Genomic DNA, 25,828 nt, shown 5'->3' on the forward strand with positions numbered 1-25,828 from the left:
GAGACGGTGGACTACGGCCTGAGGTTCTCGGACCCGGCGAAGTATGCGCGTGCCCTGCGCCGCGCGCACGAGCTGGTCATTTCGGGTGTCCCGCGCCCTGAGATCCCCGTGCCGCTGGCGGAGTCGTGGCGGCGGTCGATGGCGCTGGGCATCAGCCCGGACCAGCACAGCCCAAGGCACCTCCATGATCCGTCCGAGGTGGTTCAGCTGCGGCGGGAGCACCGGCTGCAGCGGGTGATGCCGGCGCTGCAGGACCTGCTGGCCGACGATTCCAGTTCCGGCCGGCACCTGCTGGTGCTCACCGACGCAGGCGGCGAGATCCTGTGGCGGGTGGGCAGCCGGGAGGCGCTGCGCCGGGCCGACCGGCTGGAGTTCTCCGAGGGGGCAGACTGGTCAGAGGCGGGGATCGGCACCAACGCCATCAGTGAGGCGCTGGTCACCGGCGGGCCGGTCCAGCTGTTCTCCGCCGAGCACCTGGTCCGCACCCACCACGACTGGGCCTGCACGGCGGCGCCCGTCACGGACCCTTTGACGGGTGCGTTGCTGGGAGTGCTGGACGTGTCCGGGCCGCTGGACACCATCAGCGCCGACACTCTGCGGATGATGCGGTGCGCGGTCCGGGTGGCGGAATCGCTGCTGGGAACGTCCGACGACGGCGCCTCCCTGGGCGCCTCTTCTTCCGTGGGTGCGTCCCGGCAGGGTGTGCGCCGGCCTGGTGTTGCGGTTTCAGCGTTGGAGCTGCTTGGGGACCGGCCCGCGGCGGTGTTCGCCGATGGGAGCCGGGTGCCGCTGACGCTGCGCCGGGCGGAGATCCTGGCACTGCTGGATTCCCGGTCGCAGGGGTGGTCCGCGGAGGAGCTCGCATATGAACTGCACGGCGACTCGGGCACTCCGCAGGCCATCCGGACCGAGATGTTCCGGGTACGGTCGACGCTGGGCGACGCGGTGGAGTCGAACCCCTACCGGCTTGCTGCCGGGCTGGCAGGATGCTCGGATTCGGGGCGGGTGCTGCGGCTGCTGCGCGAGGGCCGGGTGGCCGAGGCGCTGGAGGCGTACAGCGCTCCCTTGCTCAGCCGGTCAGGGGTCCTGGCAGTTCAGCTGCTGCGGGACCAGCTGGACCTGGCTGTTGGAGCGGCGGTGCGGGCCAGTGGGGACGCTGGGATGTTGGTGCGGTGGCTGTCCACGGATATGGGAGCCAGGGATTCTGAAGCGGTGGAAACCTTCGGCCAACTTGTGGGACGCGCCAATGCCCGGTACCAAACGTTTCGCGCATCCTCCGCCAGTTGAAGTGGCGGACCCTGAGGTCAGTAAAAGACTGCTGATAGAAGGAGCCGGTGGCCGCCCAGCCCGGCCCACCGCTGCGCGTGCCCCTGTACTCGCGGGATTGCCGAGGACGTCCGCGACGGCCCCCTGACTCCCGACTCCATGATCCCCCTGAGACCGAATTCGGCGCCGACATAAAGGTCAGCACCATGGTCCCCGCGGAGCCCTCATGCTTCTCGAAAAGGACGGTCTCAAGGGGGCGCACCGCGGCGTCGGACGCTTCATCTCGGACACACTCCCCCGCATCGGCATCCAACGCATCCGCCCCTTCGATAAGGTTCTCGCCGGCGCCCGCCAGACGCTCGAGGTGAAGCCCCACCAGTCCATCGCGCCGCGGATGCCGGCGGGCGGGCCGGCGGGCACCAAGCGGAGGATGCAGAGAGCGGCGATGGCGGTGAGGACGAGGACCACGACGAAGATGGACCGGAAGCCGAGGGTCTCGGCCATGAGTCCGCCCACGTAGCCGTCCACGCCGCCCACTCCCCCGTTGATGGCGGCGATGATGCCCACGGAGGTGCCGAAGACCTTGGCCTGCAGGTTTTCGCTGAGCACGATGTAGGCGAGGGCGAACACGGCCCTGGAGACGCCCTGCAGGAACCGGCCGGCGACCAGCAGCGGCAGGGTGGGCGCGGCGATGCAGAGGACGGTGCCGGCGCCCATGATGCCCAGGACCAGCAGCAGCGCGGCGCGGCGGCCGATGAAGTCGCTCCACCGTCCGATCACGGGCCCGGCGATGGCGCCGGCCAGGAAAAACATGGACTGGACGGGGGCGGCGCTGTCCGCGCTTTCGCCGAAGCTCGCGGCGATCTGCGGCAGCGCGGGGGTGACCATGCTGGCGTTCAGCTGGAAGGACAGCACGCCCAGCAGCAGGGTGGAGATCAGCAGGGCGGCGCGGCGGCCGGAGAGCCTGGTTGCGTCGTCATCGGGAAGTACGACGGCGGCGCCTCCTTCCGCGGGAGGCGCGGCTGCGGCGGGGGTCGGGGTGTTCACATCAAACTCCTTTGTTCGAGCAGAAGGGGTCGTCTTTGGCTCCCATGAACACAACACGTCCTGCCGCCACCGTGGTCGGCAGCATCAATCTGGACCTGATCGCCACCGCAGAATGGCTTCCGACGGCGGGCGAAACCATCGGCGGCGCCGTCCTGTCCGAGCAGCCCGGCGGCAAGGGTGCCAACCAGGCTGCGGCCGCCGCGCGCTTGGGCGGCAGTGCCCGGATGGTCGGCGCCGTGGGCAAGGACGCGTCCGGGCAGCGGATGCTCGATGCCCTGGCTGCCGCGGGCGTGGATACCTCCGGCGTGGCTCGCCTGTCCGAGCTGACCGGGACGGCGCTGATCGTGGCGGACCGCGACGGCGAGAACCAGATCGTGGTGTGCCCAGGCGCCAACTCGCACCTGTGGCTGGACGGGGTGGAGTTCGGCCCGGAGGAGACGGTGCTGTGCCAGCTGGAGGTCGGCTTGGATATGGTGCTGGAGGCCTCCCGGAAAGCGCTGGGCTTCTTTGTCCTGAACGCGGCGCCGGCCATGGACCTGCCGGCGGAGCTGCTGGAGCGGTGCGACCTGGTGATCGTCAACGAGAGCGAGTACGCCCTGATCCCTGCTCTGGCGCAGGCGAAGCTGGTGGCGGTGACGTACGGCAAGGACGGGTCGGCGATGTTCGAGCACGGGAGGAAAGTGGCCGAGGCGCCGTCCATTTCTGTTTCCGTGGCGAACACCGTGGGCGCCGGCGACGCGTTCTGCGCCGCCCTGGTCCTGGCGCTGTGCAGCGGGCTCGACTGTTCGCGGGCGCTGGCCGTGGCGAATGCTGCAGGTGCTGACGCCGTGGGTGAGCCGTCCTCGCAGCCGGATTTGGCACACCTGGGCCACTACGTGGAGCAGGGAACCGCCGCTTCGGGCGCTTCCTCATGACCGATGTGTTCGGACGGGCGGCGCCGACGGACTTTCCGGAGGTCGGGCACATCACCCGCGACGCCTACCTCCGGGCCGGGCACTTTCCCGCCGGCCATGCCTACATGGGCGTGCTCGAGGACGTGGAGCACAGCGCCGAACATGCCGAGGTGTGGGTGGCCGAGGCCGCTGGAAAAGTCGTGGCGGCGGTGACGCTGACGTTCGCCGGCCAGCCGTACAGCGAGGTCGCGCGGGGCGGTGAACTGGAGTTCCGGATGCTGGCCGTGGACCCGTCGCACCAGGGCGGCGGGGTGGGTCGGGCCGTGGTTCGGGAGATCGTGGAGCACGCCCGGCAGCTTCCCGACATCGAGGCGATCAGCATCACGAGCGCCACGTTTATGGAGCCCGCCCATATTCTGTATGAGTCGCTGGGCTTCCGCCACGCGCCGGAACGGGACTGGTACGTGCCGGGCGAGGACGTGCTGCTGTGGGTGTTCCGGCTGGAGCTCTAGTTGGCGAGCGTTAGGATCCGCTCGCTAGTGGCTCCTAGGGGCATAAGTGTTCATGATGCTCGGTCCGTCAGGCAGGCCCAATGCCTACGGGGCAGAACATGAAAAGTGGACGGAATGTCAGAGCAACCGTAAACCGTAAATTCAGGGTCGTTGTACGGGCAAGCATTGCAGCTATCGACATGACACTCACCTCGTCGGCGAAGGTATAAATGAGACTCTTCCAGGCGCCAGAGATGGTCATGAAGTCCTAAGCTGTCCCCGCGCTGGGTCGTAGTCAAAGTCGCCTGAAGGCAATGCGTTGCGAGCCTAGCAGCGTCGTCGATCATGTCTGTCAGGGGTCGATCACCATTGGCCCGTCTTGATTGCGATGATTGTGCTGGGAGGCTGGCGTTTGGCATCCACGACGGCATTTTCCCAGCTGGTAACAGACCGCCGGTTCCCGGATGAGTCAAACGGCCGCCAGAGCCATCAGCACGGCACCGAAGATCGCCCACATTGCCGTCGGCGTCCCATTCACTCCTGCGAAGGGAAATCTAACGCCTCCCTGGCTCTTCTGCCTTAAGCTCGTACCTCCCACGTACGGAAACAAGTATTGCCGCAAGTTCATCTCGCACTTCCAGTGATGCTGAAGGCCAAGATAATGCGACGCGCAGCAGTTCAGCCGTTGCATCCTCGAGAGCATCGAAAGCAGCAAGAAAGCCATCCTGGTCGACGGGGGCGTCTGGTTCCAGCATGTCGCTCAATCGCAAAGCAAGAGTCCCCAGAAGGTGCGGCCAAGACCAGATTTCTTCAGCCAAGCATTGGTGGTTCAGTTCCATTCGCCAGCGCACCACTGCGGAATCAGCTTGCAGTATGAGCTCTTCTATGGCCTCGCGACCGTGTTCGAAGCGCTTAACAAATGCATTCCCGGTAGCCACAAGTGCCGTAATGGCCTCCCGTTCCCGCTGCTGTGAAGCCTGCGCGGCTTGAAACTCAAGCTGCAAAGTCACGTCCTCCCGCTGAGCCCTTAGCTGATTCTCCAGCTCCACCTTTCGCCGATGATCGGCGAGCTGAGTTGCGGTGTAGCTCCGCGATAGCTGAATCTGAAACAGCTCCCGCTGCGTTCGTACGGTCTTGAAGATCGCGAAAGCCGCGACTGCGGCGCCCACCAAAGCGCCAAATGAACCATTCCATACGGCAACCCACGTGCCACACGAAATCCAGAGCGCGTCGCCGCAAACAATCAAATCCACCCCGGGATCATATCCTCGAGCCCATCAGGTTGCCCATCCGAAAAACCGCGCCTTGAACTGTTGCAACCTCAAGAACAGCGAAACCGCTCACGATGTTCTCAACGCCGTGTGCAAGGAGTGCTCGCTCCTGCCATATCTGGCCTTCGCCGCGAAAGGCGTCTCGCATATAGAATCCGCGAATCTCGACCCCCGGGTCGTCTCAGATCCCCATTCACCAAGCCTTCGCCGATTCCTGCCGGTCAACCGAAGGATCGTGTATATTCTTCAGACTGGTTGTCCATCGGAGGAAAAATTGTCGCCAAATCTCATGCTCAATGTTGTGTTCGGGGATGCGAGAGATCGAGGCAGTTCGAACCAACTGGCCCAGGTTCTGGAGGCGGAGTTGACCGAAGGAACGCTCTTCCTCGGCTTTCCAGTTATATCCAACGCCGATGAAACTGTCGAATTTGACGCTTTGCTCGTCGCCGAGAGCGTTGGCATCGTTGCCTTACTTTTGTACCCCGACCAACCGCAACAGGACGGCCTCTGGGATAAACTAGCCGAGCAGCAAAATGCGGCACACTTGATGCTGAAAACACATCTCAGTAGAAGTGCAAATTTGAGAAAGGGCCGGGATCTAGCTGTCACGGTAAATACTCTTACCGTCTTTCCCGATGACTCCCGACTACGCAATGTGGATGGCGCACTTTTCGTGGGTCTAACACGGATAAGCGAGGCTCTCTCCGAGTTCACGCCGGTGACTCCCGAACTAGAAAATGCCATCCACTCCGCGTTGCAGCGTGTGCCAGGGGCACGGAACAACAAGGACAGGCAAAAAGCACAAAAACCAGAATCTAAGGGCTCTAAGCTCAAGGAGATAGGTCGTGAGATCACCTACATGGACCGCTGGCAGAAAGCAGCAGCGATAGAAACGCCTGCCGGCCCCCAACGAATTCGCGGACTAGCGGGATCTGGCAAGACCGTGGTCATTGCCCATAAAGCAGCCTATCTTCACACCAGAAACCCCGAAAGTCGCATAGCTGTCACTTTTCACACCAGATCCCTCTACCAGCAAATTGAAGGCCTGATCGACAACTTTGTATTCGACAACTGGATGGAAGCGCGAGACCCGGACAAACTCGACGTTCTTCACGCATGGGGTTCCTACCGCGAGGAGGGAATGTACAGCCGTATGGCTCAGTCCATAGGCTTTCCACTTCGGTCCTATGCCTCTGCCCTGCAAAGCTTTGGCCGCGATAATGCATTCCGTGGTGCATGTAAGGAATTGTTGGACGAGGTCCGGACTAGAAAAACGCCTCCTGTGCCCATTTTTGATGTAGTCCTGATTGATGAGGCCCAGGACCTACCTCCCGAGTTCTTCCGCCTCGTTTACATATTCACTACCGAGCCAAAACGCGTGATTTGGGGATACGACGAGTTCCAGAAGCTTTCGGATGAAGGAATGCTTGACACGAAAGAACTTTTCGGAACAAATGAACGCGGGCAAGCCGTAGTAAATATTGATAATCCGGAACGCGGCCCTAGACGCGATATCGTTCTTCCGATCTGTTATCGAAATACTCCATGGGCACTAGCAACAGCACATGCACTAGGAATGGGCATCTATAGCCAGGACGGAGAAGATAGCCTAATCAACTATCCCGACCGCCACAAAACATGGGAGGACATCGGGTATGGTGCGGTTAGAGGAGAACTGGCACCTGGAGAAATCGTAACTCTCGAACGGCGCGAGGACAGCACGCCCGCGTATTTTGCAAAGCTCCTACAACCCGCGGATGCGGTTATTTTCAAGTCTTTCAGTACTGAGTCGGAACAGGATGCATGGATAGCAAGCGAAGTACGAGCGTATCTGGATCAAGATGAAGTTCGGCCCGATGACATTTTAGTTGTTCTACCTTCGCCGCTTGTATGGAAGAGTCGCGCCGCCTCCATCCGAAAGGCCCTCGATTCTCTAGGCATCCGTTCCCACTTGGTAGGTGTGGACAATGATGTCAATGAAATACATGTCAGGGGCTCCGTCGCTTTGGCTCATATTCACCGTGCCAAGGGTAACGAAGCCCCCATCGTATTCGCCGTTGACTCTCATTTGGCAGCCGGAAAGCGCAACCAGAAAGCCCGAAGAAATGCACTGTTTACGGCCATAACACGGAGCCGCGGATGGGTCCGCATTTGTGGATACGGCCCAAATGCCGAACTTTTGAAAGAAGAGTTTAACAGCATTGTAAAAAATAAGTATCGCCTAGAATTTACCGTTCCGGACGACGCGAGAATTGCTACCATCCGAGCAGCCGTTGGAGAGTTGAATGAGTCACAGGAATACGCTATTGCGCAGGTTGTAGCTGGCGCGCGCAAGCTCGCTGAGATGATGCAGAAGCACGGCTTGACCTTCGACCAACTTGACGACATCGGCGCACAGGAATTTGTTCGTGGTATCCAAGAAGAAGATTAGGGCTACGGATGCGCTGCGGAGGGAAATAAATACTCTTCTGGAAGATCTCTTCGACCTCAGTGCTCTGGCGAACTATAATTTGACCTACCTCGACGAGGCATCGGGGCGCATCTCCTGGGTTCGGCAGTCCACCGAATCACTAATTGCAGACTTTTCTCACCTCACGATAGGCAACTACCTTCAGTGGGCTCGGGGTGAGGACTATTCGGCGCTCTTACCAGATGGATCGCTTATTCAGATGACCTACACGCTTTCTGGATCAGAAATCGTAGGGCATCGCCTTTGCTATGTTCCCAGTCCCGTGACAACGGTCGTGGACTGGAAAGATGTAATAGAGGAGGAGGGTTGGCTGGGTGGCGATTATGCGGAATTGATTTCGGCACTGCTTTTAGAATCCCACGAGTATTCCGCCTTGAAGTCGATCATAAGGTTTGACTACGACCCAGCAAGCGCCGGCATCGGCCACCCGCCATCGCATTTGACCATCAACTCCGTCGAATGCAGGATTCCATGCATAGCTCCACTAGCTCCCGCCGATTTTGTGTCATTTATTTTTGAACATTTCTATCCGATGGAATGGCGGCGGCTTAACCGGTTTTTTGATGCTCTTCCCAAGATCTCTCGTAGCGCTGACCTTATCCCTGACACGCACAGGAACGCTCCACACCTGGCGTGGTGATGGCGGCCCACGCCCCTGAAGGCTAGCGGTCGTTCCACCATGAACAGGAAAATGGTGCGGTGTCCTCAGACTAGAAGAGGCCTCTAACCGTACGTTTTCTTAACAGCTATTCAAAAGCCCTTTGTGGGCGACTCATATTCATCATGTGCGGTTTGTAGGCTGAATCCAGTCGACAATCAACCGTAGGGGCTCCTAAGCTGCGCCAATAAATTAGTCCAGATACTCCTTGACGCGCTGGAGTAACCGGGGATCGTCACGGACTTCGCATTCCCACACCACCATCAGGTCCCATCCTGCAGCCACAAGTTCCTGTCGCTGCCGTTGGTCGCGGTTTTGATTGCGCTGACGTTTTTCGGCCCAGAATACCGTATTGGATTTAGGTAAGCGAGTTCCCTCCGGGCAGGTGTGCCCATGCCAAAAACAGCCATTCACAAAAATAACCTTACGGCGTCTCGGAAAAACGAGATCGGGCTTGCCTGGAAGGCTTTTATCGTGAAGTCGGTATCGATAGCCCTCGGCATGCAGCTTCCGTCGCAGCCAGAGTTCCGGCTTTGTATCTTTCGATCGAATCTTGGACATGTGCGCACTTCGCTGCGCAGGGTTCATAAAGTCGGCCACACCGCGTGCCTACAATTTCTAAGCCCATTCATTCTGGTCTTCACCACATGCTCCAGACTTCAAATGACCATATCAACCCGGCTCTAGGGGGTTATTGATCTCGGAGACGTGCTACGAGCTCTCCGATTCTCCTGCCCACGGCCCATGAGAGCCATGGAGAGACCGCGTTGCCCACCTGCGAGTATTGGGGTACTTCCATCCGCCGCCGGTTTGACCCTGTAGTTTCTCGTCCCACGAACTCAAAATGGTCGGGAAAGCCCTGAAATCGTGCAAGTTCTCGAACGGTGAAGACGCGAGGTTCACTGGGGTGGACGTAGTCATCGGGCAGCGTCACAACCGTTCTAGCCGCCTTCCCCCAAGGCAGGACCTTCTGGGAGTGTTTCCTTGTCGCAAGTCCCATCACAAGACTGGAAAGCTCATCCACGCTATTGGCCAAGAGGGACCCATCAGGTGCATACGCCGGCATCTCGACGCCGTGGAATTCGCGCTTCAGAATCAACCGCGACTCCAGGTCCGATAGTCTGGCTACCCTGCTCATAAGCCGCTGGTCGAGTCCGTTTGCCTCCAAGAACTGGTACAGCCGAAAGCGAGTTTGTGTTCGCTCGCGGTGGCTACGGTAAACATGGTTGGTTAGATCACCTACCTGATCGCTTCGGCGGGTAGGCCAGTTGGACACCGACAAGGCGTCGCGATATTCAAGATTGGACTCTACGTCCTGAACGTCGGGCACCAACGTGAGGTCGTGGATTGCGCTCCTCACGGTTCTGCTTGAGTCGCTGCTAAGAATTGGCACTGGAGCCAACGCGGGCAAGGGGGCCGAAATGAGATCCGTGAAGGACGAGTTCCAAGTCTCGTACCCAGGATCGATGCCTAACTGGGAAGCCACATCCTGACGGGCAGCAATGATCATCAATCGCGGCCGGTGTTGGGGAGCACCGTAGTGAAGGGCGTTGACGTGCAGGGGCTGGACAACGTATCCAGGGCTTGTTTCCCGTAGTGCCTGCTGTAGCTGGTTAAACGAGGACTCCTCGTCAGCACTGAACTTCCGGCTCATTCCAACTACGTTCTCGATAACAACAAATTTAGGCTGGGTGAGCTCGACAAATTCCAGGTACTCCCAAGGCAGCTTGTTGCGCACATCATGCCGATTCCGGCGACCCGCCAGGGAGAAGCCCTGACACGGGGGGCCCCCAACGACCAAGTCAAGGTGCAGCGCTTGAAGGTCGGCAATGATATTGGTTTCCCCGAGTAGATCGCTTAGCGGTCTCACCAAGAGCCGACTCGAGACCTGAGAAGCAAGAGACCGGCGGACATAACTATCCCAAGACCTGGGGTCGGAAGCGTCACGGATCAAGTTGTGCGCGAACGTTCGGGCCGCCATGTCAGATTTTTCAACGGCTAGGACAAGCTGACCACCAGCGCGCTCGATTCCCAATGACAGGCCGCCGCATCCAGCGAACAGATCCACATATTTCATCACGACTGCCATACTTCCTTATACCTACGACATTTCAGGGCCGACTCTTCCGTCCCCAGTGCTCGGAGTAGCTTCCGGAGCCTACATGGAGGTGGGGCTTTCATTCTCCAACGCCATCAGCTCATGGAATGGGAGGCCACGGATGAATCGCCCTGAGACGTCCAATGACACGTAGAAGGCCTCATGAATCGCCTGCGATGCAATCCTACCCGGTGTGGATGCGGGAAGATCGTGGAGGCCAAGAACCTGGAGCTCCTTCAGCGACACCTGTGGGACCTTATGGATGAACCAAGTTAAAAGCGGTTCCCCATAATTGGTTTCGGCTGCAGTGAAGTGCTTGAGAAATTGCGAAGAAAGAATTGTGCCAAACCCAAACTCCCGCCCTTGAAGCAATATTTGTTCCAGCACCGGAAAATCATAGGCCATGATATTCGTTGCTTCATCCACAAGCAAAAACGAATTCAGTTGACGGATTTGCTTAGTAGTAACCCCGGGAAGAAAGCCTGGCTTCAGCGACCGAAGCATGTAGTCAAAGTACATATTGAGGAATAAGATAACCAGGGCATTCTTTGTTCGCTGGTTTGTGCCTAGATCTTTCAAGGCCAGAACCAGGACGGAGTCACTTATTAGTTCTTCAAACGTCTTCAGTTCCTCACGGTCTTCGCTGAAAACTCCGCCATAAACGAAGTCCGATAATATAGCGGTCATCGAGTCTGGCTTTTCCACTAAATCTTTGTATCCCACTAGAACTTCACTGAGAGTCGGGGCGGTACCTGCGTTTTTATCGAAAAGACCGACAATAACATCCACCAGTCGATAACGTTGTATGGGGCCGATCCCGGAATAGATCTTGGATACAACATCAAAAAATTCAGTTGCTCGCTTGTAGGCCGCCTCGGGCGAATATGCGCCCGGCAAAGCAAAAATATTTAGGGGAATCTTGAGTGGCTTTAATACACGGCCCCCTACGCTTGAAAGAAACTCTTCTTTTTGAAAGTCTTCCTTATAATCAATTATCAGGAATGAAAGAGGATTTTTCTGATAGTTAGCAGCGGCCCTCCTCAATTGAAATACGAGGGACTGCAACAATTGGGTCTTGCCAGTTCCCAGATCTCCGACAACTCCAATATTCATCTGGTTGAGCATGGTGTTACTGGGCCAAAAAATAGCTGGGACCACGCCAAGAGTATCCCTATAGTGGCCTACGCAAATTTTTACGCCATCAGAAGATGAGGCAGAATCACCGGTATCATGCTGCATGACATCTTCTGCATCAGTTGCAGGATGCAGCTTCCTTTGAAAAGTAGTCTCATCGGACTCATGGAGCTGAGATAAATCTGCCGACGTAGGAGGCGGCACCTCGCTCATCTCTCTCTCTACCGAGGTTTGTGTCGGCTCCGCCTCGTCCCCTGACTTCGGATCTGGGGCAGGCTCTTGCGAAGGCGCCGCCGGAGCGCCCGGGTTGTCCACAGCCCAGGAGACTAAACGCCGCCACGTGGCAGCGATATCGGAGCCTGCGTAGTCTAAGGACGTGTACGCATACCCAGTGTTCGCAACTACTACGCCTACTTCCGGTTGCCCCAAGGCGTCTGCTTTCAAAACGAAATCGTCAAACATTTGCCCCTGTTGTGTTTGAGCATCATGCTGAAAATAGGTCAAGAGGGGCTTGCCAGTCCTAATAGTCAGCGTTCCGTCCAGTAGCTTTCCTAACCGCCGGTGCAGGTTATCTTCGTCAGTAACGGGGAAGGGGTGCAACCGCATCGCTGCCTCAATCACAGCTGCCAAACCATTCAACCAGAGTGAGATGTCAGCGGCCTCCGCTGCCTTGTTCAGCGACTGCCACTTATGGGAGATCGCAGTAAGGAGTTCCATTGATGACTTCAGTTGTTGAATTGGAGCATCTAACGATTTTCCTCCTGGCTTAGGTAGCCCAGTGGCCGCTTGCTCTGACAAGAGCTTGTAACATTTCACTTCAACAGGAACCAAGACCAACTCATCGTCGTTAATCGCGATCACGAGGAGGTCTGCACGTTGGGTTCCATTTGCCTTCCAACTGCCCCCAGCAAGTGCTCTAAGAAACCCATCACTAGCGTCCATAGGCAAGACGAAGAAGTTCCAACCCATGCTATGTAGATTTTCTGACAGTTTGAAGGCCAAATAAAATCCCAGCGCACCGGATGCCTGATTGTCCCCCATGGAGAACAGCGTTGATAGGCCTACGCCCCTCGAACCCAACTTACTCAGTACCTTTGTGGCCTCGGAATCCTCGGGTTCTTGGCCGACTGCCTTGCCGATGAGCTGCGCCACGCCTTCTCTAAACCCACCTGGCACCTTGGTTATGGACACAAAAGGCCTACGCTGAAGTGAAGGGGCTTGAGACAACGCATCGAGAAATGGGGGGCGCCATTCCCAGAGCATTTGCGTTCCGCCGGTGGCCTGATCGACGAGCTGGGCCATCACGGAAGGATTAAGGAATGCTTCACCAGAAATAGTCCATTCGGACCCGTTTGAACTCTGAAGATTAGTCGACAAGTGAGATTGAATCTCAGGAGTCTCCTGCGAATTCTCTACAAGAGAGAGTGCACGAGAAAAAGGCAACCATCCAGCATTGGTCCTGAGGGCCGGGCGAGAGTCCGATGAATGAGATCCTTCGGGAAGTTGGGTTTGCACCTCAAACCTTCGTAATGGGATTTGACCGGTGATGCCCTGATTTGGACCTTCACCATGACCGAAGCTCACGGTAGTTCCTGAATCTTGAAGCACACGGATGCTGCACTGGATCGGCGCTGCCAGGTCCGGGAGGTATCGCTTCCACACCAGCGGAGCGCCGTTTGCCTTCCGTTGGTATCGGAGAATGTCCGATTCAGATGGTTCGCCTCTCCTATGAAACGAGTCAAACACCCGGACTCCCCCGGGAAGGCTCGCCTCATTTTTCGAAACCCATTCGATGGCACCGCTCACTACCGCACTGTCAATTTCACTGAGTCGTGATGCATTCGCGGAGGCAGCTAAATCAACGGTCAACGTCGTCACGTGAGGATTCAAGCGCATATAGCTTCGAATTGCCGCCGTCGCGGCCGTCCCATTCAAACCACTGATAGCGCTGCCTGGCCCCCTCATATTCCCTATGCTCGACGGCGCCCCCAACGTCTCCGGGGTATCAAGAGAAGCCGGAACTAACATACTCCATCCTAGGAACAGCGAACCGATCCCAGCGTCGATCGGGACCGCAACCATTCGTCCAAACATGCTGGTACGCGGGCCACATATAGGGAAGTTCCAACCTTCTACTGTCCCCGCCAACGCGGTGGCCAGTTTTGAATCCCAAAGAGTTGCCTCCGCGCTGGCCAGCCAGGCAAGCCGTAACGGATGAAGGGGACTCAGCAGCACGGCGGTACAGTCAAAAGATCCTCTAGTTGTCCACACCGCTACGGAAAAGGGGTAGGTGGCCCAGAACAATGCATATGGGCTTCGGCTGGAACGCGCTTTGGCGACGAGGGCATAGTAGGCGGAAAGATATTCGTCAAGGACCTCGCGTTCGTCGTGCGAGAAGAGATGGCGCCACGAAACCTTGGAAGGCCAGACGCCTTCTTGCCCCTGACCCAGCGGACTTAACTTGCCCTTTATATCTAGAGCCGCCGTTGCTGCTATGAATCGCACCAATTCTTCAGAATCTACCAGTGCTTGCGGCAATTGAAATTTCGGGGTCAGCACGGCATCGATGTCTTGACTGGAATACATGCCGAAGGAGGAGTTATAGCGCAGGTCTGACAGCGATGCATCTCTGTCTGACGGCATTGCGAAGTGTCCCAGAGACTTCTCCCAGTCGCCGGAAAGGAACATCTTAGTGAAGGCGCTCTCAAGTGCGCCGAGTGTAGTCGCTCGTAATTCGGGGCCCGCATATATACTTGAAACCCGCTCACAGTGGATGGCTGCCTCGAGCGGCGATTCGTAGCTAGCAGTTGCCTCGCTTACCGAAATTTCAAACTCGTCATCATCGACCGCAAAAAAGTCGGTCCCACTGGGCTTGAGCGAACCCATGTAAAGACCAGCTCTACGCTCGATCGATTGCATCCGCCTACCGTTTTGCAATGCGGCGGTTCCAGCATTGACAGCAAGCACGGCGTACATAGAAGAAGCATCGCGCAAGTCCAACCTATACAGGGAATCGGCCTTCAGAGAGCCTGAAGAAATGTCAAGATCTCTCGGTCCAGAATAGGTAAAGTCCCTGAGGCCGCTCTTTATTTTCCTTGCGACGATCAAGGCAGGTCGGTCCGCGGGAAGCACACACACTTGAACAGACTTGTTGGGGTCAGCGTATACCTGCAAAGCATCTTTGGGTGGCATGTGTAGCGTTACTCGCCGGATTGCCAAGTTGTAGCGCGGGTTCGACTTTGCGAATTGAAATCTAAATCGACCAACCATATACGCGGTCTCAGAACCGTCGTTGATCATGCTCCCGACCCAGCTTACGTCAGATCCGGAAATCTTGAGGTCCGCTTTTGATGCGCTCGTGATAGATCCGTCGACTACTGCAGTCAAAGGCAGCGTGACCTTAACTTCTTCCGATTCGAGAAACCATCGCCCATCCTCATTCTTGAGCTCACTTTGCAAAAAGCAAACCGCGTCGGGATTGGTTTCAATGCCGAGCGGCCGCTCATCAAGACCACAAATCGCCATTCTTGCCGTTGAATTCTTTCCCGAATACGGATCGAGGAAGTCTGAAGGCGCTAAAGCAGCAACCGCCTCTAAAAAATCTCGGCTTTCGCTGCAAAGTTCAACAAGCGCGGCAAGATGGTTGTCGAGGATAGCCACCCTCATGTCGAAGGTCGCCCATGAGGCAGTTTCGATCCGGTGTTTGGTCTTCCCGCTCGGATCGTGTCTGTAACTAAGATGCTCAGTGGTAGCATCTATCATTTCCTCTGACGCCCAATATGTTATCCAGGCATCATGGAAGTCTTTGGCAGCATACTGTCGCCGGGGCTCATCGCCGAGCGCCGGAAGGCCAAAGCAGGCATAGATGACCGCCTCCATCACTTCTTCGACATTCTGTGATGACTGAGATGCGACTACCGTAGCCAAGTATGCGGACAGCGTCTGGAGGGACCTGTCCACCGTGTTAAACCAGTTGGCATTCCAAGTTTTTAGCGTCTGACCAAACTCACGATGAATGGCGAGCGTCAGCAACATGCTGTTCTCAAGTGCCGACACCAAACGCACCTTGTCCAGCTGAATATCAGTTTGAGCACCGCAGTCCTCGAGAATACAATCGAGGGCGATTCTGGCGAGTTCCGAGAGCGTCAATTGCGGCTTTTCTTCAACAGGAAATGTGGCTGGAAGAACTGTATCCACGGCCCCGGAAAAGGAAGCTGTCTCGGGCGGCTGACCATCAACGACAACCAATCGATCATCATGACGCCAGCCAATAACGGACGATGCAGTAAGACGTGGACAACGATCATCTGACTCGTCGTCATCGCCGTCAGTCACGAGAACTGCCATAGCAGGGGCAGAAGGGATGATGCGGTTGGCGGTGCGCACTATGCCAACCGCTATGTGTTCGTACACCCCAGCGGGCAAATACGCGACGCGGAGGCCCTCCCCCTTGCTTAGGCAAGTACCAATCGCCGTTCCAAGCAGGCTTTTCATGTCCCTCATTTCTAAAATGCGCTTTGAACTACGACACCCTGATCGGCGTCCGCGCTGCCCCGCGCTAGTCCCGCTCGTTCTAGAAGAGCGGTCAAGTCCGGTTGATAGGGCCGCGCACCTAGCGCTGTCAACTCAGATATCAGCTTGCCTAGGTCGCATTGTCCACCCGGCTTTTCACAAGAAAGGCTAGCGACGACCGCTATCCACTCCACGCCTGGCTCGGGGACGTAAAAGTTTCCACGCTTTCGCAACAGACCGTAGTAATCGGCGAACGGGCCGCTATCCTCTCGAGTCATTAGAGAATATTGAACAGCCTCGATGGCGTTCTCCCCTGGGTTCGTCTTTTGACTAAAGGCCTGAACGAGATCCTCACAGAATTTTGCATCTCTTCGCATCACCAGGAGCGCATCGTTACAGCTGCGCCCTGCATTCTCTTTTCGCTCGATCCATTCGACGATCACTGCGCGTAGTGCATAGCCTTTGACAAGGCGTCTCTTCATCGGTCCAAAGACGTCACGCATGGAGGGTTGTAGGCGAGCGGGGTTCCATACCAAGGCCGGAGCCATGGATTCTCTTATCACCATCCAAGTGGGCTCTCCCTTGCCAAGCACCACCCGGGCTATCGACTCGTACCAGGCGGCTTCCCACAGGTAACACATTCCTAAAGCGAGACGGAGCACGGTCGCGGACCAATCCACCCACACTCGAGAGGGCAAAGCCTCGACCCAGTCCTTTCTTGTCAGCTTGTTCCATTTATCGTTCAGCCATTGGAATGGAGTGTCATCAAGAAGCCCGGACCAGGGGTTTTTAAATCCCGACTCCGCCCCGTTCGTGTAAGTAATCCCATCGGCGAATACAATCGAGCGGAATGTCGAATCGATAACACCAAGAAGTGCATCTTCTGCTAGTCGCTGGTCCAGTGCCTCAACAAGGCGGTCCGCGGCCGTCCGATCATATCGTTCGGGCGCGCCTAGCCGATACAAGCTTTCTAGTATCACTCCAAGATCTGGTGGATTGTCAGTATTTAGAAGGCCACTCAGATTCTGCATTAAAGCTAGCGAGCCGGACATCGGGCTTGCTGACTGGCTTTTTCCTTTACCCGATTTTGTACCAAGAACACTTTCTGATACTGCCTCGCCCAACAATACGGGCGACCCACCAAGCACACTTATTCCACGAGCCATCAGTTCGTTGCCAAACAACTGGAGCTCATCATCCTTCGGCATCGTCTCCAGAAGTTTGCTACTTCTAGGTCCTTCTTCAAGCTTTTTGTAAACCAATCGGGGCCTACCCGTCATCGGACTGCCTACGGGGTTGGCCTTGGTTACAGTCCACAGCAAGGATGAGATATACGCTTCGGCCGCTACGGAGTACTGTGGTCGGGGCAAAGGAAGCTTGAGATCAATAGCTCGTATGTCTCGATCCTTCAGGCTCGGGTGACGGTTAGCGGCCACTCTTCATCACCTTTCACAAGCATGTAGTTTTTAACATTCAACTTTTTAGGCGTCAGCCTTGCTGCCCGCAATCTTTCCAGACGCGGGGCTGTTTCTCTCGTTTGTTCTGTTATTCCTGGAACCCCCACAGATGTTGCCATTGCTTCTCTAACCATCGAGAAATCTAGGCTAACTCTCGCTATCCTCTTCGTATCTTCCATTAAAACTAAGAAGATAGAGTCTCCGTGGGTTTGAGACTCGAGGTCAACGGAAGTAGCGGTTAGGGCCAATCGGGCTCTATCTATTGTTCCTCGCATTGGATCAACTCTGCTATCGAATACTGGAATTAAGTGAGAGGAGTCTGGCTTGCTTACATCTCGTGCTGGCTGCAGTAGTGTCAAGAGCTGAGTTTTTAGGGGATTTGGAACAGTTGCCGACATGTGCCATGCGTTTGTCCACATGCAAATTTCAGCACGGAAGGCGGGTATGCCGTTCGCAACGGCATATAGCCGGGTGAGGTACCGGCCATACCATGAATAGTATTTGGCCCGATCTTGCGCCGAGAGCTGGGGAATTGCCTTCATAAACGCTTCGTCCAACGACTCATCGAATTCATTGACGGCATCCTTCAGGGGATCGTCAACAGCAAGCGAACGCAGTAGGTTCTTCAGTGGCGACCTGCCGCTGATGGGGCCCCCAAAGGCTTCAACAATGCGGCTGCTCCACCCCGAAGCGTCAGTCCTATCGAAGTCTCCCGGCACGGCGTCCCGGCTCGGGTCCACTAGCCCGAGAATCTCGGAAACGGGGTTCTGGTCTAAAAACGTCCCGTCCGCTCGACGCCTGGTAGAGGAAAACATGGCCTGGCTGTAACGAAACTCCGCCAACTTACACATGGACTCCAGAATTTCCACGTTGTCCACGGTCTTGGGGCGTAAAGTCTCGAGATGAGACTTTACGTCCTCTCGGACAATTACCGCAGGCAAATCTGCAACAATGCACTTTACAATCGATCCCCACAGTTCTCTGTACGTCATGCGTTTTCCGGCGGCGATCTCTCCTCCTCGGATCACATCAAGAACACCGGATCTAACTCTCGGATGAGTTAGAGATCGCAAATTTGCAATGATGGGGTTCCACTTTTCTTCGCCTTCGGTGACATCAACAGGAAGGAGTTTCATTACGCGGTCCAATAGAACCGAGGCCGGGATTACTTGAGAATCTAGTTCCGGCCGACGGGAGAACTGCGAAACGCGGTACTTCTGGCAGGAAAGCGTAACGCCTTCGGCGGTAGATTCGATGACAACCGCGGGTCTTGCTTCGAAAAGCGAGCAAACATCTGCGAAGACTGCGCAGACTTCCGCGTGCACCTTCGAATCCTTCGCCAGCTCGCCAACCCCTACATACCCATGGTGTTGTTGTTCTCTGATCTCCCAGTATGCTCCGGATTCTCTGCCGGGTTCAGTATCCGCGTCAGCCCCGTCAGGACTGTGAAGCCAGTCAATGAGCGTGTGGCTGGCTCGGTGATTGCCTTCACGACCGGTTTTTGCAGCGTACGAAGTCTCCTCCACCAGAACGCCTCGATTGACGCAAACGATCAAGTCAGAGCCTGTACGTAACGCCTCATCGATGTCACGAGCCAAGGCACCGTCCTTCTCAGCCTTGGAAGAAATTGTCGCGTCGTTAACCAGTAGGATCCTCCGGTCGGCGCTTCTGAAAGCATAAGTCCTATAAGCTAGCCCGGCAGCTCGGCCAGGGATGTCAATCGGCTCTAGATCCGCTACTGCCCATGCTGCAGCGCTTGACTTACCCGCGCCAGGGCCGCCGACTAAGAATAAAAAACGAGGATTCCCGCCGTTAGAGATGCCCTCTTTAAACCAAGAGATCGCTTCCGACACTGCTGGCGGGCGTAGCGCATCGGGCCAGAATGCAGCCGTGCTGCCTGCGGAACTATCTGGTTTGACCGCGACCCCGCGACCCCCCGTTGCCCTGTCCCAAAGGTTCTGTATCGGACCCCAGCCCCTGTCTGAAATCTCCATTGAATCGGAGTTGCGAGGGGGAAGGTTGCCTGGGGACCCTGAGCTCAAGTCAGCCTCGATAGACGGACTACGTTCAGACCCGGTTAACGAAGTATTGAAGTCGGTCGCCGCCGACTTTATAGAGAGCAGAGTATGCGGCGCCACGTTTTGCACGAGTGACTTTAGGTCCGTTTGGACGTGACTTCGCGGTTTGTAGCCAGAAATGTACGGGAAGCCCATCTCTGCCAGAACGGCGCTAATATTGCAGTGCTTGAACTCAACTGCACCCTTCGATCGGCCTGTCAGTTGCTGAACAAGCCTATTCTCATCGGACTTGTTATAATCTTCGCCGGCGATCTCCCGAAGCAGCATCCGCATATAGCTGTCCAGAAGCACCTTCAACTCTTCGCCGTTCCACGACGCCATTCCTACCCCCACGATCTTGTGTCTCTTCACCCTAAGGCCAAGTCCCTGCTCGGGCGGTAAATAAGGATGGCGTTGCCATGGATTAGATGAAAACCAATTGCTACATCGATCGGATCTGAGAGCCGTCGAATCCATCAATCAAAGGAGCATTCACGCCCAAGGATGCCCCGGTCCAAAATGTGCCCCAAGTTGCAGAGGAACTAAACGTTGGGGTGCCTCCTGGTCACGGTCTGCTGAAAGCAGGCCCGCTGTGAGGAGTTCAATCGGTGGCCGTTATTATCTTGCCCGTCTTTGCGTGAGATGAGGATAGTGCCTGATGTCTTCTGGGGTAAGTGCTCGTGTATCCGGTCGCGCGCAGAGGACGGATGAGGCAACTGAAGCCATCATGATGATGATGACGATCAACAACGGGCCAAGGATCCTCACCGCGCTTTCATGAGGCCGGACCTATTACGGTTGTCAGGATCGTCACACACATAGGATTCGGGGGGCGACCGATGAACCCACCAATCGACGCTTCCAGACGACCGAGCAGGCTGACGAAGATCTCAATGTGAAGGAGAGCCTAACCCAATCTTAATAAGACTGGGGAGCTTTGCCCCCTTCAAGTCGGGGCTGGGGTCTCTTGCCCGTCTCTCGCAGTTGATGTCGAAGGGTCCTGAGATTCGAGGCGAGGAACATCCTATGCAGCGCAGGGGTTTTGCGAGTGTGTAAGCATCGCGGCCTCTGTCACCAGCAGGAGCAAACGAAAACAATAGAAGCCAGCGTGATGACGATCAACAACGCGGTGCCAAGGATCCCCGACCAGCTCTCATGCGGCCGAGCCTATGACGGCTCGCGGGATCACCGTTCAAATAGGATGGCCCGGTGACTGACGAACTGAACCAGCCCCGTTTCTTGACCTTGGCCCAGGTCGCCGACGAGTTGAACGTGAAGCAAAGCCTCGTTCAGGGCCTCATCAGGACGGGGGAACTGCGTGCCTTTCAGGTCGGTGGAAGGGGCATGTGGCGCATTGGCCGCCAGGACGTCGAGGACTACATCGACCAGGCCTACCGGCGCACCGCTGAGCGCATCGCTGCGGGCGATCTCGAAGATGGGGCTGAGGCCGAGGCTCAGGAGTAGCAATTCCTGCAACGGAAAGCGCGGCCAGACAAAGCCGAACGCGCCCTTCATGTGCCTGACCCGCGTCGTGGTTCCGAACGGCTCAGTTAATGGATGAGCAACGGTTCTTTGTCACGGCCGTCCGGTGCTTCATCAGACGCAACCTTCGGGTTCCGATGGTTCACCCAACACCCCATCGCAAGAACCGCTACAAGCCCGAACGTGCTCAGCAGCTGGGGACGGGAATCCTCGCCGATGAAGCCCACCGTGAAGATCGCCGCGAGAATGACCAGGCCAACCACCGTGAGCCACGGGAAGCCGGGCATCCGCAGGGGAAGCTCCGTCCCGTCGCGGTCAGCGCGGAGGCGCAGCGCCAGCTGGGCAAGGAGCGCGGACGTCCACACCAGCAGGCAGGTCGAGCCCACAATGTTCAGCAGAACGCCAAGGACCATCCCGGGGAACATCAGCTCCAGCACCACCGTGACAATGCCGAAGGTAACGCTGGCCAGCACCGCAACAACAGGCACCCTCGCTGAAGACACAAAAGCAAGCCAGCGCGGTGCTTCCCCCCGCTCTGCAAGCGAGAACGCCATCCGGGAGGCCCCGTAAAGGTTGGCATTCAGCGCCGACAGCAGCGCCGCGACGGCTACCAGGGTGATAGCGGTGGCGGCTCCGGGCATACCGGCGGCGTCCAGCACGGCCGCGAACGGGCTCTTAAGCCCGGCCGAACCCACGGGCACCACGGCCGCGATCACGAAGATGGCGCCGATGTAAAACACCAGGATGCGCCATAGCACCGTGCGGACTGCTTTCTTCACGCTGCGGGCCGGCTCGGCCGTCTCGGCTGCCGCCACGGACACGATCTCGGTGCCGCCGAACGCGAACGCCACCACGAACAGGGCCGTGGCAATCCCGGCGAAGCCGCTCGGCGCGAAGCCTGCTCCGGTGAAGTTGGCCAAGCTCGGCGACTGCACTCCCGGCACCAGGCCGAAGAGCAGCGCGAAGCCCACCAGCAGGAACCCGACGATCGCCGCCACCTTAAGCAGGGCGAACCAGAACTCGAACTCGCCGAAGTTTTTCACGCTGGTCAGGTTCACGGCGGTGAGCACCACGATGAACACGAGGGCCATCAGCCGGAGGATCAGAAACTGGATTGATCAGCAGAGGCGGTCTCTTCCAGCTCGCTCGCCAGGCGCGAGAGGACGAAACCGGGCATGGAGCATGTCATCTCTTCTGGCAATCTCTTGCCTGGGGAACTGGAAACAGTCACCGCAATACGCCCGGGCGAATCAAATCGGTTTCATCCAACGAAGAGCAGACAGCTGCCCTACTACGCGTCTCAGCGCGCTTGGCGGTGTCAAGCCCGGAACAAGCCTTTCTCAAACTTCAACCAAACCGACCAGCACTCAAGTCTTGGGGGCCCAACTTCTTTACTAAGTACTTGTACTTCGCTGGAGGCGGAGCCATTGATCACCCCAGTTTCATCGTCGATGCCCGAGTACTCGCTACTCTTGCCGAGATAACTGGGAAACCTGGTTTGCGTCCCCGGTACACGAATTACTCCGTGAACACGTATTCGGCCGCGTGCTCCGTTATGCGCACTTGGGCCGAAGAGCTTTCTTCGCCGGAACGCACAGTGGGCGCAGACGAGGTTGATCGCTGGGCTTTCGAGGCTGGCAAGGAGTGGAGGAAGCATCGGTAGTTTCACGTTGGGTGTAGGGAGGGTCGGCGCGAGATCCGCACAGGCACCTTACGGTTTCACCTTTCGATGGACCCAGTGGGTTTCCGTCGGCTTTCGGCTCTCGAATCGTGCATTCGGCATCAGAGCATGCAACTGAAGCCGCTGTAGTTCATCCCTGTAGCGCGGAAGCCCGAGCCTCCCCTAATGCATCATTTGGCGCACATTCGGTTCAGGAAGGACTGTGTAGTGCGGCCTCGTCTTCGTCACCTCGTGCCTGGGAAGCAGAGATACCTTCAACGGTTTTAAGGGGTCCACGTGCATTCTCGAGTACATGTGCGTTCGTGTACTCACCGCGCGCCCGATTGATATTTAGGTCAGTTACTAATGCCGATACCAGCGAATCGTATGCTGTTCTAAGTGCTTCAAGCGCGGCAGCTTCAATAGCTTCGTCCTCCTGCAACTCAAACAGGCTTCCCCAATCCGGGTCCCACTGCTTCGCTGCTTTCCAACTCACGCGGCGTCGGTATGGGCTGCTTCTAATCAGAGCATCGGCTCCCCACTGGCCGAAGGGAACAAAGCACTGTTTCATGAACAGCTCATAAGCCGAGGTAACTGGAGGGCTGAATAGGGGTGCAGCGACGTAAAAGGAAGCATCCAGGCGCCTCTTGAGGGAGATTACCTCCAACGGTGTCATATCCCGCCAGGCACCGATGAACATCATGTATGTCATCAGCCGATTGAGGTCGGGCATTATCTCGCGGTAATAGTCCATTCGCGCCTTAAGCAGAAGTTCGCTGCGTGACTGTCGGCGAGTAAGCGTCCACCCGAAAATCGCGACTATGATAGGCGTAGCCGCTGCACTAATCGCGCTGACGACGTCCGTCCAGTTCACTTCTGACATTGCTACATGATGGGGTGCCTTGGTCACGGAAGCAACCCGGCTGCTGCCTTGGGGCTGCCCTTGGGACACCTTGAGCAGTTATCGGCTACTACACGACCGCAGGTTTCGTCCCGAGCAAGAGGTCACGCACCACAATCTGTTGGCGCCGCCCGTTACAGCCGCCGCTGCCGGAACATCGGGAACGACTCCCGGACCCGCTCCACAGTCTCCAGCGAAACCTCAACAGTCCGCACCCCAGCAGCTAACCCAAGGTCCGCTTCAACAACTCCCATCGGGTCCAGCAACACGCTCCGCCCCACCGACACCGGCGGCGCCTGGCACACCCCCGCCACATACACGCTGTTCTCGATCGCCCGGGCCGCGTTCAAAGCCAGCCACTGCTCAGTCTTGTGCTCGCCCGGCACCCACGACGAGCAGACCAGCAAAACCTGCGCGCCGGCGTCGGCCAGTGACCTGGCCAGCTCCGGGAACCGCAGGTCGTAGCAGGTCATCAGCCCGAACCGCACTCCCCCGTGCTCGAACACCACCGGCTCCAGGAACTCACCCGGCTTGATGAACTCGGACTCCCCGAACCCCTGCGCGTCAAAAAGGTGGATCTTCCGGTAGCAAGCCAGCTGGCCGCCGTCGGGCCCGAAAGCCACCAGCGTGTTGTACGCCCGGCCCGGCTCCTCCGAGGTTTCAACCACGCCCGCCACCAGCGCGATGCGGTGGCGGCGGGCAATGCCGGCAAGCTCCCCGCAGACGGGCCCGTCCAGCGGCTCGGCCACCTCCGGGAACGTCGCGTCCACTTTCTTCTTCTCATAGGTGGCGTACTCCGGGAAGGCGACCAGCGCGGCACCGTTGCGCGCGGCCTGAGCGGCGAACCGGTCGATCGCGGCGAGGTTGGCCCGGATGTCGGCGCCCGACTCCACCTGCCCCAGCGCTATCTTCACGAGTGTTCCTTCCCTCGGCCCAACAGCAGGACCCAAACCAACCAAAACTCAGGCGGCCGCCTCAACCGTCGCTTTCTCCGTCGCCGTCATCTCCGGCGGCGATGCCTTGAACCCGCGGGTGATCAGGGCCAGGACCAGCACGCCCAGCACCAACCAGGACAGACCCAGCGTAATGGCGTTGCTGTCCAGCTGGGAGAGCAGGTAGGCGCAGATGATCGCGCCGATCACCGGGACCACCACGTAGGACACCGGGTTCAGCCGATGCCCGGCCCGGCGCTGGCGCACATAGTGGAACACCACCGACGCGTTCACCAGCGTGAAGGCGGTGAAGGCACCAAAGTTGATGAATGACGTCGATGTGGCCACGTCCAGGAAGATCGCGATCAGGCCCACGACGCCGGTGATTACCAGGTTCGCCACCGGGGTGTGGAACTTCTCGCTGAGCTTGCCGAAGACGGCCTTGGGCAGGACCGAGTCGCGGCCCATCGCGTACAGCAGGCGCGAGGCGCTGGCCTGCGCGGCGAGGCCGGAGGCGAACTGCGCCACCACCAGGCCGGCCAGGAACACGGCACCGAACAGCTGCCCTCCAATCCGCAGGGCGATGGAGCTGGCCGCGGACGCCGAGTCCTCGAACACACCGCCCGGGTGGACCAGCTGGGTCACGTAGGACACGGCCACGAAGATGCCGCCGCCGATGAGCGCCACGAGCATGATGGCGCGCGGCACGGTGCGGCGCCGGTTGATGGTCTCCTCGGTGAGGGTGGTGACGGCGTCGCCGGAGCCCCTATTCCCCCAGGCGCTCAATCCCCTACTGCCCCCGGTTTTGCATCACCTTTCGTAGGATTACTGGTGCCTTAGGGGAGGCAGGGCAACAATTAAGTCATTGGGATGCTGTGAAGAGGTTTACCGCAGGTAAGGGGAACCCAATGAAAAAGAAGACTGGAGCGGTGGCAGCTATTGCGGCCCTAACCTTCTTAGCGGGCTGCAGCGGCGGCCCTGGTAGCGTCCCGCCCAACAGCAACGCGGCGCAAGCGCCTGCACCCACTATCGACGCGGGACAGACGCCGACCGCAACGCCGACGCCCACACCTACGCGCGCCATGTCTGCCGCACTGGGGGGCACCATCAAGTTCCCCAGTGGTGTCAAGGTCTCGGTTTCACCGCCGGAAGTCGTCCCCGGTGGGCAATACGCCTACAACGCGGTGGAGGGCAACATAACCTTGTTCACCGTCACCGTGACCAACGAGGGCACCCAGCCCGTGAACGGCTTCTCGATGGCCTACCCGAGGGTGACATATGGGGCAACCGGCACGGAGGCGCAGCGGGCCAACAACGACAAGATCGGTGGCGGCAGCCTGAGCACCATACTGCCAGGCGAGACGCAGTCGGTGAAGGTTGGCTTCGGCATCCCGCAGGCGGAGCTGCCTACGGTTCGTGTCGAAGTGAATGGCCCGGAGTACAGCGACTTTCCGGCCATCTTCAAAGGTTAGCGAGCAACCTACAAATCATTTTGGAAA

General features: G+C 57.9%; 17 protein-coding genes and 2 pseudogenes. 8 read left to right on the plus strand and 11 right to left on the minus strand.

Annotated features, from left to right (window positions below; all coding sequences use genetic code 11):
- The first annotated feature begins 6 nt into the window (after positions 1–6).
- Positions 7–1,287 (plus strand): GAF domain-containing protein, encoded by a 1,281-nt coding sequence (locus ACV095_RS15450; protein WP_478223462.1) that lies wholly within the window; start codon positions 7–9, stop codon positions 1,285–1,287.
- A gap of 348 nt (positions 1,288–1,635) precedes the next feature.
- On the opposite strand, the pseudogene ACV095_RS15455 reads toward ACV095_RS15450, so the two are convergent.
- A pseudogene (locus ACV095_RS15455) lies at positions 1,636–2,313 on the minus strand (MFS transporter); the annotation flags it as partial.
- A 44-nt stretch (positions 2,314–2,357) separates the two neighbouring features.
- On the opposite strand from ACV095_RS15455, the gene ACV095_RS15460 reads away from it, so the two are divergent.
- Positions 2,358–3,227, plus strand: a complete 870-nt coding sequence (locus tag ACV095_RS15460; protein WP_478222214.1) for a PfkB family carbohydrate kinase — start codon at positions 2,358–2,360, stop codon at positions 3,225–3,227.
- Positions 3,224–3,718 (plus strand): GNAT family N-acetyltransferase, encoded by a 495-nt coding sequence (locus ACV095_RS15465; RefSeq protein ID WP_478222215.1) that lies wholly within the window; start codon positions 3,224–3,226, stop codon positions 3,716–3,718. Before ACV095_RS15460 ends, ACV095_RS15465 begins: the two co-directional genes overlap by 4 nt.
- 533 nt (positions 3,719–4,251) lie before the next feature.
- Here the strand turns inward: ACV095_RS15465 and ACV095_RS15470 are convergent.
- A complete protein-coding gene (locus ACV095_RS15470; protein ID WP_478222216.1) occupies positions 4,252–4,950 on the minus strand; it encodes a hypothetical protein in 699 nt (232 codons plus the stop codon).
- A gap of 253 nt (positions 4,951–5,203) precedes the next feature.
- Between ACV095_RS15470 and ACV095_RS15475 the strand changes: the two genes are divergently transcribed.
- Both ACV095_RS15475 and ACV095_RS15480 read left to right on the plus strand, forming a co-directional pair.
- Positions 5,204–7,399, plus strand: coding sequence for a DEAD/DEAH box helicase (locus ACV095_RS15475; protein WP_478222217.1), 2,196 nt, complete (start codon positions 5,204–5,206; stop codon positions 7,397–7,399).
- A complete protein-coding gene (locus ACV095_RS15480) occupies positions 7,377–8,078 on the plus strand; it encodes a DUF2290 domain-containing protein (RefSeq protein WP_478222218.1) in 702 nt (233 codons plus the stop codon). Before ACV095_RS15475 ends, ACV095_RS15480 begins: the two co-directional genes overlap by 23 nt.
- Positions 8,079–8,288: 210 nt before the next feature.
- On the opposite strand, the gene ACV095_RS15485 is transcribed toward ACV095_RS15480, so the two are convergent.
- The 5 genes from ACV095_RS15485 to ACV095_RS15505 all read right to left on the minus strand — a co-directional run bounded on the left by ACV095_RS15485 (position 8,289) and on the right by ACV095_RS15505 (position 19,726).
- Positions 8,289–8,657: a very short patch repair endonuclease gene (locus ACV095_RS15485; protein ID WP_478222219.1), complete on the minus strand. Its 369-nt coding sequence runs from the start codon at positions 8,655–8,657 to the stop codon at positions 8,289–8,291.
- Positions 8,658–8,787: 130 nt separating this feature from the next.
- The gene (locus ACV095_RS15490) at positions 8,788–10,185 is read right to left on the minus strand and encodes a DNA cytosine methyltransferase (RefSeq protein ID WP_478222220.1); all 1,398 of its coding nucleotides are present in this window, start codon (positions 10,183–10,185) and stop codon (positions 8,788–8,790) included.
- Positions 10,186–10,254: 69 nt separating this feature from the next.
- Complete coding sequence (locus ACV095_RS15495) at positions 10,255–15,663, minus strand: ATP-binding protein (RefSeq protein WP_478222221.1); 5,409 nt, start codon at positions 15,661–15,663, stop codon at positions 10,255–10,257.
- 170 nt (positions 15,664–15,833) lie between these two features.
- Positions 15,834–17,048 (minus strand): hypothetical protein, encoded by a 1,215-nt coding sequence (locus ACV095_RS15500; protein WP_478222222.1) that lies wholly within the window; start codon positions 17,046–17,048, stop codon positions 15,834–15,836.
- 200 nt (positions 17,049–17,248) lie between these two features.
- A complete protein-coding gene (locus ACV095_RS15505) occupies positions 17,249–19,726 on the minus strand; it encodes a hypothetical protein (protein WP_478222223.1) in 2,478 nt (825 codons plus the stop codon).
- 837 nt (positions 19,727–20,563) lie between these two features.
- Here ACV095_RS15505 and ACV095_RS15510 point away from each other — a divergent pair.
- Positions 20,564–20,818, plus strand: coding sequence for a helix-turn-helix domain-containing protein (locus ACV095_RS15510; protein ID WP_478222224.1), 255 nt, complete (start codon positions 20,564–20,566; stop codon positions 20,816–20,818).
- Between the two features lie 86 nt (positions 20,819–20,904).
- Here ACV095_RS15510 and ACV095_RS15515 read toward each other — a convergent pair.
- Positions 20,905–21,930 (minus strand): annotated as a pseudogene (locus ACV095_RS15515) (amino acid permease); the annotation flags it as partial.
- A 20-nt stretch (positions 21,931–21,950) separates the two neighbouring features.
- Between ACV095_RS15515 and ACV095_RS15520 the strand changes: the two are divergent.
- Complete coding sequence (locus ACV095_RS15520) at positions 21,951–22,499, plus strand: 8-oxoguanine DNA glycosylase OGG fold protein (protein ID WP_478222225.1); 549 nt, start codon at positions 21,951–21,953, stop codon at positions 22,497–22,499.
- A gap of 208 nt (positions 22,500–22,707) precedes the next feature.
- Here ACV095_RS15520 and ACV095_RS15525 read toward each other — a convergent pair whose 3' ends face one another.
- The 3 genes from ACV095_RS15525 to ACV095_RS15535 all read right to left on the minus strand — a co-directional run bounded on the left by ACV095_RS15525 (position 22,708) and on the right by ACV095_RS15535 (position 25,115).
- Entirely contained in the window at positions 22,708–23,379 is a 672-nt protein-coding gene (locus ACV095_RS15525; RefSeq protein WP_478222226.1) for a hypothetical protein, read from the minus strand.
- Positions 23,380–23,531: 152 nt separating this feature from the next.
- Positions 23,532–24,311 carry a carbon-nitrogen hydrolase family protein gene (locus ACV095_RS15530; protein ID WP_478222227.1) on the minus strand — a complete coding sequence of 260 codons (780 nt, stop codon included), beginning with the start codon at positions 24,309–24,311 and terminating at the stop codon, positions 23,532–23,534.
- A 48-nt stretch (positions 24,312–24,359) separates the two neighbouring features.
- On the minus strand, positions 24,360–25,115 hold the full coding sequence (locus ACV095_RS15535) for an APC family permease (protein WP_478222228.1): 756 nt from the start codon (positions 25,113–25,115) through the stop codon (positions 24,360–24,362).
- A gap of 122 nt (positions 25,116–25,237) precedes the next feature.
- On the opposite strand from ACV095_RS15535, the gene ACV095_RS15540 reads away from it, so the two are divergent.
- On the plus strand, positions 25,238–25,801 hold the full coding sequence (locus ACV095_RS15540; RefSeq protein ID WP_478222229.1) for a hypothetical protein: 564 nt from the start codon (positions 25,238–25,240) through the stop codon (positions 25,799–25,801).
- Positions 25,802–25,828: the final 27 nt, after the last annotated feature.

The organism is Arthrobacter sp. JDC6, assembly GCF_056484025.1.